This window comes from Mycolicibacter heraklionensis, assembly GCF_019645815.1.
Taxonomy (GTDB): Bacteria; Actinomycetota; Actinomycetes; order Mycobacteriales; family Mycobacteriaceae; genus Mycobacterium; species Mycobacterium heraklionense.
Genome location: NZ_CP080997.1, coordinates 286,954 through 299,746, shown reverse-complemented (window position 1 = coordinate 299,746; position 12,793 = coordinate 286,954). Strand labels below are relative to the sequence as shown.

The following is a 12,793-nucleotide window of genomic DNA, read 5'->3' as shown; positions in this document are numbered from 1 at the left end:
CGTGTCGGCTACCTGGCAGTTCTGGATCGACCGCGGCGGCACGTTCACCGACATCGTGGCGCGCCACCCCGACGGGCGCCTGCTCACTCACAAGCTCCTCTCGGAGAACCCGGAGCAGTACCGCGATGCGGCCGTGGCCGGAATCCGCGCCCTGCTGCAGATCGAGGGCGACGCGCCGATTCCAGCTGGGCTGATCGATGCGGTGCGGATGGGCACGACGGTGGCCACCAACGCGCTGCTGGAGCGCGCCGGTGAACGCACCCTGCTGGTCATCACGCGGGGTTTCCGAGACGCGCTGCGCATCGCCTATCAGAATCGGCCGCGCATCTTCGACCGGCATATCGTGCTGCCTGAGCAACTCTACGAACGCACCATCGAGGTCGATGAACGCGTCGCCGCCGATGGGACTGTGCTGCGCGCGCCGGATCTGGAGGCCTTGGCCGAACAGCTGCGTGCCGCCCACGCCGACGGCATCGGCGCGTGCGCGGTGGTATGTCTGCACAGCTACCGAAATCCGTTGCATGAAAGGCTGATCGGCGAGCTGGCCCGCGAGATCGGCTTCACCCAGATCTCGTTGTCAGGTGAGGTCAGTCCGCTGCCGAAGCTGATCCCGCGTGGCGACACCGCCGTGGTCGACGCCTATCTGTCGCCGGTATTGCGCCGGTATGTGGCCCAAGTGGCCGACCAGCTCACCGGCGTGCGGCTGATGTTCATGCAGTCCAATGGCGGGCTGGCGGCGGCAGATCATTTCCGCGGCAAGGACGCGATCCTGTCCGGTCCGGCCGGTGGAATCGTCGGGATGGTTCGGATGTCGGCGTTGGCGGGCTTCGACTCGGTGATCGGTTTCGACATGGGTGGAACCTCCACCGACGTCTCGCATTACAGCGCTGGATCCGGCGGGTACGAGCGGGTGTTCACCACCGAGGTCGCCGGCGTGCGGCTGCGCGCACCGATGCTGCACATTCATACCGTCGCGGCCGGCGGCGGCTCGATCCTGCACTTCGACGGCAGCAGGTATCGGGTGGGGCCGGAGTCCGCAGGAGCCGACCCGGGACCGGCCTGCTACCGGCGCAGCGGACCCTTGACCGTCACCGACGCCAACGTCATGCTCGGACGCATCCAGCCGGCCCATTTTCCGGCGGTGTTCGGGCCGGCCGGCGACCAGCCGCTGGATGCCGCGACGGTCAAGCAGTCCTTCGCCGACCTGGCCGATGAGATCCTCATCGCCACCGGTGATGACCGCAGCCCCGAGCAGGTTGCCGAAGGGTTCCTGCGCATCGCCGTGGCGAACATGGCCAACGCGGTCAAGAAGATCTCAGTGGCCAAGGGCTACGACATCACCCGCTACGCCCTGACCACCTTCGGCGGCGCCGGCGGACAGCACGCGTGCGCGGTCGCCGACGAGCTGGGCATCCGCACCGTGTTGGTACCGCCCATGGCGGGCGTGCTCTCCGCACTCGGCATCGGGTTGGCCGACACCACCGTGATCCGCGAGCGCGCGATCGAAACCCGTTTGGGCGCGGCAACCCTCGCCGACCTGCGCGAGGTCGCGAACAGCTTGGAGCATCAGGCCCGCGCCGAGCTTGTCGCCCAACACATTCCCCCCGACCGAACCCAGGTGACCCACCGAGTTCACCTCCGTTACCAGGGCACCGACACCTCGATTCCGGTCGAACTCGGCAGCGTGGCCGCGATGACGTCAGCGTTCGAAGACACGCACCGCGGCATGTATTCCTTCCTGATGGAGCGTCCGCTGATCGCCGAAGCGGTCTCGGTCGAGGCGACCGGCCTCACCGAGCAACCCGAGCTGTTCCAGCGAAGCGATACCGGCCCTTCCGGTCAGACCAGCGAAGTCGTCCGCCTCTACGCCGGTGGCGCCTGGCATGACGCGCCGCTGCACCGGCGCGAGTCGATCACCGACGTGGTGACCGGACCGGCCGTCATCGCCGAGGACAACGCCACCACCGTCGTCGACGACGGTTGGCAGGCCCAGCTGACCGCCGACGGTCAACTGGTGCTGCGGCGGCTGGCCACGGCTGCGCCGGCTGCTGCCGGGACTGCGGCCGATCCGGTTCTTCTGGAGATCTTCAACAACCTGTTCATGGCCATTGCCGAGCAGATGGGAACCCGGCTGGAGGCCACCGCCCAGTCGGTGAACATCCGTGAGCGGCTGGACTTCTCCTGCGCGGTGTTCGACGCCGACGGCAATCTGGTGGCCAATGCACCCCATATCCCGGTGCACCTGGGATCGATGGGCGCGACGGTCAAGGAAGTGATCGCCCGCCGGGCTTCGACGATGCGGCCCGGCCAGGTCTATGCGGTCAACGACCCGTACCACGGCGGCACCCACCTGCCCGACATCACCGTCGTCACGCCGGTGTACGCCGACTCCGCGAGCGCGGGCGACCCCGTGCTGTTCTTTGTGGCCTCACGCGGTCACCATGCCGAAATCGGCGGGACCACACCGGGTTCCATGCCCGCTGACAGCCGATCCGTCGTCGAGGAGGGCGTGCTGTTCGACAACTGGCTGCTGGTCGACGCCGGCCGGTTCCGCGAACGGCAGACCCGCGACCTTCTCACCGGCGCGACATTCGCCTCGCGCAGCCCGGACACCAACCTCGCCGATCTGCGGGCGCAAGTCGCCGCCAACCAGAAGGGCATCGACGAGATCCGGTCCATGATCTCCCATTTCGGTCTGGACGTGGTGCAGGCCTACATGCGCCACGTCCAGGACAACGCCGAGGAGGCGGTCCGCCGGGTCATCGATTCCCTCGACGACGGCGAGTACCGCTATCAGATGGACTCCGGCGCGACGATCGCGGTGCGGGTCACCGTCGACCGCGCGTCCCGCGGCGCGACCATCGACTTCGGCGGGACATCGCCGCAGTTGGCGACAAACTTCAACGCGCCGTCCTCGGTGGCCACCGCCGCGGTGCTCTACGTGTTCCGCACTCTGGTGGCCGACGACATCCCGATCAACGACGGGTGCCTGCGCCCGCTGCAGATCACCATCCCGGACGGCACCCTGTTGTCGCCGGCCTACCCGGCCGCGGTGGTCGCCGGAAACGTCGAGACCTCGCAGGCCATCACCGGCGCGCTGCTGGCTGCACTGCGGGTGCAGGCCGAAGGATCCGGGACCATGAACAATGTCACGTTCGGCAATGCCGGCCATCAGTACTACGAGACGCTCGGGTCGGGGTCGGGCGCCGGCGAAGGTTTCGACGGCGCATCGGTGGTGCAGACCCACATGACCAACTCGCGGCTCACCGACCCCGAGGTGCTGGAGATGCGTTTCCCGGTGTTATTGCGCGAGTACGCGATCCGGCATGGCAGCGGCGGGTCCGGACGCTGGCACGGCGGCGACGGTGGGGTGCGCAGGATGGAGTTCCGTGAGCCGATGACCGTCAGTGTGCTGACGGGACACCGGCGCGTAGCGCCCTACGGCATGGCCGGCGGGCAAACCGGGGCGCTGGGACGTAACCGGGTGGAACGCGCGGACGGCTCCGCGACCGAGTTGGCCGGCTGCGATTCCACCGACGTCGGCCCCGGCGACGTGCTGGTGATCGAGACTCCGGGCGGCGGCGGGTATGGCAAGCCCCACTGATCGCGGGCTAATCTCACGCCATGCGGGACCAGTGGAGCCGGCGCGGTTTCTTCGGCCTCTGTGGCGCGGCCGGTGCTGCCGCGCTTCTGGCGTCCTGCTCGTCGGAAGAACACGGCGACGACGGCACACCCGGACCGGTCACCGTCACCCACATCTTCGGTGAGACCACCGTCGCCGAGCCGCCCAGCCGGGTGGTCTGTGCCGGCTACACCGGACAGGACGACCTGCTGGCGCTCGGCGTCGTTCCGATCGCGGTGACGAACTGGTTCGGCGACCAGCCGTTTGCGGTGTGGCCCTGGGCGCAGCGACAGCTCGGGGACGCCAAACCGGTGGTACTGAACTTGGACAACGGGATTGCGGTCAACCAGATCGCCGACCTCAAGCCGGATCTGATCATCGCGACGAACGCCGGAGTGGACGCCGACACCTATCAGAAGCTGTCGGCGATCGCGCCAACGGTGCCGCAGTCGGGTGGTGACGCATTCTTCGAACCCTGGAAGGTTCAGGCCGCCGCCATCGGCACAGCGGTGCATCGCGGTCAGCAGATGCAGTCGCTGATCGACGGGGTCGACACCGCGTTCACCGACGTCGCCGCTGCGCGCCCCGGCTTCAAAGGCAAGAAGGTGCTGCTGCTGGCCGGTCGACTGGACCGGGGAAATGTCAGCGCCGCCACCGGTTGGCGAACCGCGTTTCTCACCCAGATGGGGCTGACCGTCGCCGATGCCCCGACGGTGATCGAGCATGACCGGATCGGATCCACGCTCGGCGCCGCGGACGTGCTGATCTGGACCACCGAGAGCGACGACGAGCGCACAGCGCTGTTGGCCGAGCCGGACATCGCCGCGTGCGAGTCGCGCAGCGTCTTCACCACCAAGGATCAGGCCGGCGCGATCGCCTTCGCCTCCCCGCTGAGCTACCCGCTGGTGGCCGGGCAACTCCCGGCCCTGATCGCCAAGATCACCGGCTAGGGGCCAACTCTGCACGTTCAGTAAGACCCCTCTGGCATACCCCGCAGAATTGTGTCCTGCATCACTATTTGGCGGCATTCCGGGCTACGGTCGTGGCATGAGCGTGGCATTGGATTTCACTGATCTCACCAAGACCGACAGCATCCACGACTACGGCGACAGCGCGCTGCTGCTCGAGTTCGACTCCACCACCGACGTGCTGGCATGGACCGCGGCACTGCATTCCGCCGCGCTGCCCGGTGTTGTCGACATCGTCCCGGCGTCGCACACGGTGCTGGTGAAAGTGGCCGCACCCAGGTACCAGGCGGGTATCCGGCGCCGCCTGGCGAGCCTGGACGTCGACAACGACGCGGTCCAGACCAGCGCGCCGGACGGCCCCGCGGACGTGGTGATCGACGTCGTCTACGACGGGCCGGATCTGACCGAGGTGGCGGAACGGACCGGCCTGAGCGTCGCCCAGGTCATCAACGCCCACACCGCGAGGCCCTGGTTGGTGGGATTCGGTGGGTCCACACCGGGTTTCGCCTACCTACTCGGCGGCGACCCCCGGCTGCAGGTGCCCCGTCGCGCCGAGTTGCGTGCCGCGGTTCCGGCCGGCTCGGTGGCGCTGGCCGGCCGGTTCAGCGGCATCTACCCGCGTCAGTGGCCGGGCGGCTGGCAGGTGATCGGCCACACCGACGCCGTGTTGTGGGACCTGGACCGTCCCGACCCGGCGCTGTTGACGCCGGGCCGGTCGGTGCAATTCCGGGCAGCGTGAAGCGGAGGACGACGATGACTACGTTGGAGATTCTGCACACCGGCCCGCTGGCCCTGGTCGAGGATCTGGGCCGGGCCGGGTTAGGACACCTGGGCGTCAGCCGATCCGGTGCCGCCGACCGTCGCTCGCACAAGCTGGCCAACCGCTTGCTGGCCAATCCCGACGACCGAGCCACCATCGAAGTGGCATTCGGTGGATTTTCGGCGCGGGTTTGCGGCGGCGACGTCGACATCGCGGTCACCGGCGCCGACGCCGGCCCCGACGTCGACGGAGTCACTTTCGGCACCAACAGCATTCAGCGGGTCCGCAACGGTCAGGTGGTTTCGCTGGGCACGCCGCGCTCAGGTCTGCGCAGCTACCTGGCGGTGCGGGGCGGCATCGATGTCACCCCGGTGCTGGGCTCCCGCAGTTACGACGTGATGGGCGAGATCGGCCCCGCCCCGTTGCGCGACGGCGACGTCCTGCAGATCGGCGAACGGACCGGCCACTACCCCGAGATCGATCAGGCGCCGGTGGCGACCATCCCCGACGATGTGGTCGAGTTGCGGGTGGCGCCGGGGCCGCGCGACGACTGGTTCGTCGACCCGGACATCATGGTGCGCACCAACTGGCTGGTGAGTAACCGCAGCGACCGCGTCGGCATGCGCTTGGTGGGAATGCCGCTGGAATACCGTTGGCCAGAAAGACAATTGCCGGCAGAGGGTGCCGTCCGGGGCGCAATCCAGATCCTGCCGAACGGCTTTCCGATAATCCTGGGCCCCGACCATCCGGTGACCGGCGCCTACCCGGTGGTGGGCGTGGTGGTCGACGAGGACATCGACACATTGGCCCAGGTCCGGCCCGGGCAGACCGTGCGCATGCACTGGTCGCGACCCCGCCAACATCCCGCCTCGCGCTCGGCCTGGTAGGCAGGTCGGGTGCCCGGCCAGGTTCATACCGCCCGCCTGATCCACACCAGCGATCTGGACGAGGAGACCCGCCGCGGCGCCCATCGGCTGGTCACCGAGGCCTCCGGGGGCACACTCTCCGACGCCGACTGGCAGCACGCGCTTGGCGGCATGCACGCCTTGATCTGGCACCACGGCGTCCTGATCGCCCACGGTTCGGTGATCCGGCGTCAACTGCTCTATCGCGGCAGATCCCTACGCTGCGGCTATATCGAAGCCGTCACCGTCCAGGCCGATCACCGGGGGCAGGGCCTGGGCACTGCGGTGCTTCAGGCGTGTGAACAGGTGATTCGGGGCGCTTTCGAGCTCGGCGCTCTCAGTTCGCCCAGTATCAGCCGTCGGCTCTACACCGCGCGAGGATGGTTGCTGTGGCGCGGTCCCACGGCTGTCCTTGCTCCGACCGGGCTGGTCCGCACCCCCGAGGCGGACGGAACCGTGTTCGTCATGCCGGTGGGGATCGACCTGGACGCCACCGACCCCACCGCCGAGCTGGCGTGTGACTGGCGCGACGGTCACGTCTGGTAGCCGGACGGTTAACGACCGGTAGACACCCGGTGTATATCCGGTAGCCGAGCGGCTCGCGGCCCAAACCGCGCGCGATCCCTGGAGTGTTCATAAGAATCAGCCGTGTGATTGAAGCGTCGGCCGGATTGATTGTTAACTTAATATTGCGTCAAGCTCACGGCCAAACCGGCGCGCCGACGCCCACATCGGGGCCGTTCGCCCCCGACCGGGAATAGACCAGGGCCCTGACCTGGGCATACCGATCGCGCTGACCGCAGCGAGGCCCCGCGCCCCCCGTGCGGGCGCCTCGGACGCAAGGCCGGATTTCGTGGCTCCCTGCCACTCTGCTGCCAATCGTCGCGGGGGGCTGACTTCAAGGCGACGTCCAGCGAAACGGGCCTTATGGTGTGACCGTCACGGCTTCCCCCGGCCCTGCACGGCCCCCCTCTGGAAAGACACACCCTCATGCTGTACGAGTTCTGGCACAACTTCATCCACAACTTGTTCAAGCCACTGTTGCTTTTCTTCTACATGGGGTTCCTCATCCCACTGCTGAAGATCAAGTTCGAGTTCCCCTACGTGCTGTATCAGGGGTTGACGTTGTATTTGCTGCTGGCCATCGGTTGGCATGGCGGCGAGGAACTCGCAACCATCGACGCATCCAGCATCGGTGGCGTCCTGGGCTTCATCGTGCTGGGCTTCGCAACCAACTTGATCATCGGATTCGTCGCCTACTGGTTGCTGACCCGGATGACCAAGATGAGGCGTATCGACCGTGCCACCGTCGCCGGCTACTACGGGTCGGATTCCGCCGGCACCTTCGCCACCTGCCTTGGCGTGCTGGCCACGTTGGATATCGCGTTCGACGCCTACATGCCCGTGATGCTGGCCGTCATGGAGATTCCGGGCTGCATCGTGGCACTGGCCCTGGTGGGACGATTGCGTGCACGCGGGATGGACGCGCAGGGCAACATGGCCGACGAGCCCGGCTACAACCAGAAGGTCAGCCGGCAACTCGTCGCCGCTGTCCAGGTCAGCGGGGCACAATCCACCACGCGCCACGACCAGGGCATCCAGGACGAAATCGACCTCGCGCTGGAACGGCAGGAGCACGTCCAGCCGGGCGCAGTAACGGTGACTACGCCCGCGCCACCGCCCAGTGGAGCGCTGCTGCGGGAGGTGCTGCTCAACCCGGGGCTCTACCTGCTGTTCGGTGGGATCCTCATCGGCTTCGTCGGCCGACTGCAGGGGGCATCGGTCATCGAAGACGGTGACCACGTCTTCGTCACCGCGTTTCAGGGGATGCTGTGCCTCTTCCTGCTCGAAATGGGGATGACGGCCTCGCGCAAGCTCAAGGACCTGCGGTCCGCAGGGCGCGGTTTGATCGCCTTTGGGTTGTTGGCCCCCAATCTCTTTGCGATAGCAGGAATTTTCATCATCCACACCTACTCGCAATTGACCGGCACCCATTTCGAGGCCGGCAGCTATGTACTGTTCGCGGTGCTGTGCGGCGCAGCTTCCTACATCGCCGTGCCGGCGGTGCAGCGAATGGCGATCCCCGAGGCCAGTCCGACCGTTCCGCTGGCCGCATCGCTGGGCCTGACGTTCTCCTACAACGTGACCATCGGGATTCCGCTGTATCTCCAGATCGCCAAGGCGGTCAACGTCTGGCTTCCAGTCAGCTGACAGAAGGTTCCAACGGAACACAACGCTTTGCCACTTGGCGGGGTAACCAGGCGAAATGTCCTGCGCGCGCAGCTGATACGTGACATGCGCCACTAATAGGCCCTGGGCGCACCGCTTTTTCAGGTTCTGCTCTGCGACTTGCCAGTTCGGGTCGGTAGGTTCGCACACCGTCCATCGTGATGCGAGATTCACCGCGTGACGGTGGCCCAGAGCCCGAGGAGACCGCATGACGAACGGCCACATCAGCAATTTTGATCCGGAGGACTGTGCAGCCTGGGAGGCCGGCAACGCCGCCATCGCGCGGCGCAACCTGATCTGGTCCACGGTCAGCACGCATGTCGCGTTCTCCATCTGGTCGCTGTGGTCGGTGGTGGTGCTGTTCATGCCGGAGTCGGTCTACGGCATCAAGGCCGGCGACAAGCTGCTGCTGGCCGCGGTCGCCACGCTCGTCGGTGGCTGCGCCCGGGTGCCGTATGTGCGGGCCACCGCGAAGTTCGGCGGCCGGGACTGGGCGGTGTTCTCCTCCCTGATCCTGCTGGTCCCGACCGTGGGGACACTGCTGTTGCTGGTCAACCCCGGCCAGCCGCTGTGGATGTACATGGTGTGCGCAGCGCTGACCGGCCTGGGCGGCGGCAACTATGCCGCGTCGTTGGCCAACGTCGACGCCTTCTACCCCCAGCGCCTCAAGGGCGTCGCCCTCGGGCTGTGCGGCGGCATCGGCAACCTCGGGGTGGCCGCCATCCAGCTGGTCGGCCTGCTGGTGCTGGCCACCGTCGGCAACACCAAACCGGAACTGGTCTGCGCTGTCTATCTGATCCTGCTCGCCGTGGTCGGCACCTGTGCCGCGCTGTGGATGGACAACCTCGACCACGGCATGGAAGAGGTCGGCAGCATCCGATCGATCCTGTCGGTCCCGGACAGCTGGATCGTTTCGGCGTTGTACTGCGCAGCTTTCGGTTCGTTCATCGGCTTCGCATTCGCGTTCGCCCAAGTGCTGCACGTCACTTTCGAGAAGGCCGGCCACAGCCCCGCCGAGGCTGCGCTCTACGCCGCGCGAATCGCGTTCCTGGGCCCGCTGTTGGGCGCCTTGTCCCGCATCTACGGCGGCCGGGTGGCCGACCGCCGCGGCGGGGGCCGTGTCACGTTGGTGGTGTTCCTCGGCATGATCCTGGCCTCGGCGGTGCTGGTGGTGGCCAGCACCATCGACGACCACACCACTCGCGCAACCACATCGACGATCGTGCTCTACATCGCCGCATTCATGGTGCTGTTCATCCTCGCCGGGATGGGCAACGGGTCGGTGTTGAAGATGATTCCGTCGATCTTCGAGGCCCGCAGCCGCTCGCTGGACGCCCCCGAAGCCGCGCGGCGGCATTGGGCACGTTCGCATTCCGGCGCACTGATCGGGTTCTCCACCGCGGTCGGTGCGCTCGGCGGGGTTGCCATCAACCTGATCCTGCGTCAGGCCTACGCCAGCTCCGGTAGCGAGACGCCGGCATTCTGGGTCTTTCTGGCCTCGTACTGCGCCGCTGCGGGGTTGACCTGGGTGATGTACGTCCGCCGACCGCCGCGGATGCGCGGCGCGGGCAGCGCCCGGGTTTCGCGGGGCGTCGAGAAGATCTCGGTGTGACGGGGAGCACTAAGCCGATCGGGCAACGGTTCCGAAATCGGTCGGTAACACAGATGACATTGGCTGGGGCTAAACCTTGTACATGGGGAGTACCGCCGTTCATGCCGCCGGTCACCGAATCGAAATCGAGGAGAGCCGGGTGATCGTGGATGGGATGGTCAAGCCGGTCTCTCCAGCCGGTCTGGCCGCCCTCCGCGTCCTGGCCCACCGCCCGGGCAATGTCGTTGCCCGGGAAACGCTGCTGCGCGCGCTACCGGGGCGCGGCAACAACATGCACGCCGTCGAGTCCGCCATGCTCCGGCTACGAACAGCGCTGGGCGACAGCCAGATCGTCGCGACGGTGATCAAGCGCGGGTACCGGCTGGCAGTCGACAGCGAAGAGGGCGCAGCATGATCCCCATCCTGGTCGCACATGGCACCCGCGCGCCTGAGGGAACTGTCATGATCGGCGAACTCGCCGAACGGGTCGGTGGCTTGTTGGCGCAACCAGTGCGCGTGGCATTCGTGGACGTGTTGGGACCTAACCCGGCCGAAATCCTTGCCGCTGAAGCCGACAGCGGTCGTCCGGCGATCCTCGTACCCGCTTTTCTGGCCCGCGGGTACCACGTCGGTGTCGACGTACCGACCCAGGTCGCGGCCAGCGGACACCCCGATGTCACGATCACTCCGGCGCTGGGACCCGACCCGCGCGTCGCCGCGGTGGTCGCGGCTCGGCTGGCCGAATCAGGCTGGCGCCCCGGGGACTCGGTGATCCTCGCCGCTGCCGGTTCATCAGACCCGGTCGCGCACACCGACCTGATGCAGGCGGCGGAGATGCTGTCCGGCTTGCTCGGTTCACGCGTCAACGTGGCGTTCGCCGCGACCGGCGGCCCCAGCGTCCCGGAAGCTGTCGCCGCCCTGCGTAGCCAGGGCGCCGCACGCGTGGTGATCGCGTCGTACCTGTTGGCCGACGGCCTCTTCCAGCGTCGCCTGCGCACTACCGGCGCGGATCTGGTGACCGAGCCGCTGGGCACGCATCCCGAGATCGCCCGGGTCGTCGCCGACCGGTTCATCACCGCCCTCAGCCGGATTCCGGTGCGCTGAAACTCCTTCAGCCACAGTCTGGGGCGACACGCAGTCCACGACGGCACTGCGCGTAGTGAATTCCTTTCTAGCTGCGCCATGTTGATCGTCAACCAGCGCTTCGTCAACATTTCCGGAGCGGCTTCGAACCTCACACGCGGCCCACCGCACGGTGAGGAGAAGTTCACGGCCGGGTCACCTCGTGCAGCATGGCGGTAACGAAAGATTTCTACCGTGACCACATGGCTCGTACACACCAAATCACCCAGTGGGATCCCGAAGACACGGTTGCCTGGACAGCCGGTAACGACAAGATCGCACGACGCAACCTGATCTGGTCGACAGTGGCTGAACACGCCGGCTTTTCGATCTGGTCGATCTGGTCGGTGATGGTGCTGTTCATGCCCGAGTCGGTGTACGGCTTCAGCGCCGGCGACAAGTTCCTGCTGGCGGCCACGGCTACGCTCGCCGGCGGCGTGCTGCGCATACCGTACTCGCTGGCCACCGCGGCGTTCGGCGGCCGCAACTGGACGATCTTCTCCGCGCTGGTGCTGTTGATCCCGACCATCGGGATGATGGGCCTGCTGGCCCATCCGGGTCTGCCGCTGTGGCCGTACCTGGCGTGCGCGGCGCTAACAGGTTTGGGCGGCGGCAACTTTGCCGCCTCAATGACCAACGTGAATGCCTTCTACCCCCATCGGCTCAAGGGCTGGGCGCTGGCGGTCAATGCCGGCGGCGGCAACCTGGGCGTTCCGGTGATCCAGCTGGTCGGCTTGGGAGTGCTGGCCACCGTGGGCAATCGCCAGCCGTACTGGGTGTGTGCGATCTATCTGGTCGTCCTCGCGGTTGCCGCAATCGGTGCGGCGCTGTTCATGGACAACCTCGACGGTCAACGGGCCGACCTGACCGCGATGCGTTCGATCCTTCCCGAGGTCGACACCTGGATCGTCGCGCTGCTCTACATCGGCACGTTCGGCTCCTTCATCGGATTCTCGTTCGCATTCGGCCAGGTCCTGCAGATCAGCTTCGTCGGCAGCGGCCAAAGCGCCGCTCAGGCATCGTTGCACGCTGCTCAAATCGCCTTCTTGGGACCGCTTTTGGGGTCATTGTCCCGGATCTTCGGCGGCCGCCTGGCCGATCGACTCGGCGGTAGCCGAGTCACACTGGCGGCCTTCGGCGGTCTGTTCGCAGCCTCAGGGTTGCTCGTTGGCGTGAGCACCCTGGACGGCACTCGCACCGGTCCCACGACCGGCGCCACCATGGTCGGCTACGTCATCGGCTTCGTGGCGTTGTTCATCGTGTCCGGAATCGGCAACGGCTCGGTGTACAAGATGATTCCGTCGGTCTTCGAGGCCCGCAGTCACCGAATGGGCATGCACGAGAGCGAACGCCGGCACTGGGCGCGCGCCATGTCGGGGGCGCTGATCGGGTTTGCCGGTGCAATCGGCGCATTGGGCGGCGTGGGAATCAATCTGGCGCTGCGCCAGTCGTATATCACCAGCGGCTCGGCGACTACCGCGTTCTGGATCTTCCTGGTGGGATATGTCGGAGCTGCGGCGCTGACCTGGCTGAGGTATGTACGCCGGCCGGTCTTCGCCACGCAGCCGGCCCGGGCCGCACTGGCGCCGGCGTAAG

Annotated in this window: 9 protein-coding genes and 1 pseudogene; all 10 read left to right on the top strand. The window is 67.0% G+C overall.

The genetic code is table 11. The features are described from left to right. The first annotated feature begins 1 nt into the window (after position 1). The 10 genes and pseudogenes from K3U94_RS01410 to K3U94_RS01365 all read left to right on the top strand — a co-directional run bounded on the left by K3U94_RS01410 (position 2) and on the right by K3U94_RS01365 (position 12,792). Positions 2–3,604, top strand: a complete 3,603-nt coding sequence (locus K3U94_RS01410; RefSeq protein ID WP_220695332.1) for a hydantoinase B/oxoprolinase family protein — start codon at positions 2–4, stop codon at positions 3,602–3,604. 20 nt (positions 3,605–3,624) lie between these two features. Further along, on the top strand, positions 3,625–4,572 hold the full coding sequence (locus tag K3U94_RS01405; RefSeq protein ID WP_220695331.1) for an ABC transporter substrate-binding protein: 948 nt from the start codon (positions 3,625–3,627) through the stop codon (positions 4,570–4,572). A gap of 97 nt (positions 4,573–4,669) precedes the next feature. Further along, complete coding sequence (locus tag K3U94_RS01400; protein ID WP_220695330.1) at positions 4,670–5,329, top strand: 5-oxoprolinase subunit B family protein; 660 nt, start codon at positions 4,670–4,672, stop codon at positions 5,327–5,329. A gap of 14 nt (positions 5,330–5,343) precedes the next feature. After that, positions 5,344–6,237 (top strand): 5-oxoprolinase/urea amidolyase family protein, encoded by an 894-nt coding sequence (locus K3U94_RS01395; protein WP_220695329.1) that lies wholly within the window; start codon positions 5,344–5,346, stop codon positions 6,235–6,237. Positions 6,238–6,246: 9 nt separating this feature from the next. Further along, positions 6,247–6,801 carry a GNAT family N-acetyltransferase gene (locus tag K3U94_RS01390; RefSeq protein ID WP_047320454.1) on the top strand — a complete coding sequence of 185 codons (555 nt, stop codon included), beginning with the start codon at positions 6,247–6,249 and terminating at the stop codon, positions 6,799–6,801. Positions 6,802–7,245: 444 nt separating this feature from the next. After that, complete coding sequence (locus K3U94_RS01385) at positions 7,246–8,466, top strand: sodium-dependent bicarbonate transport family permease (RefSeq protein WP_220695328.1); 1,221 nt, start codon at positions 7,246–7,248, stop codon at positions 8,464–8,466. A 226-nt stretch (positions 8,467–8,692) separates the two neighbouring features. Then, positions 8,693–10,096, top strand: coding sequence for an MFS transporter (locus K3U94_RS01380; RefSeq protein WP_047320456.1), 1,404 nt, complete (start codon positions 8,693–8,695; stop codon positions 10,094–10,096). A gap of 82 nt (positions 10,097–10,178) precedes the next feature. After that, positions 10,179–10,490: pseudogene (locus K3U94_RS01375) on the top strand (winged helix-turn-helix domain-containing protein); the annotation flags it as partial. Further along, entirely contained in the window at positions 10,487–11,179 is a 693-nt protein-coding gene (locus K3U94_RS01370; RefSeq protein WP_220695326.1) for a sirohydrochlorin chelatase, read from the top strand. The pseudogene K3U94_RS01375 and the gene K3U94_RS01370, both read left to right, overlap by 4 nt. Before the next feature lie 221 nt (positions 11,180–11,400). Continuing rightward, positions 11,401–12,792, top strand: a complete 1,392-nt coding sequence (locus K3U94_RS01365) for a nitrate/nitrite transporter (protein ID WP_220695325.1) — start codon at positions 11,401–11,403, stop codon at positions 12,790–12,792. Position 12,793: the final 1 nt, after the last annotated feature.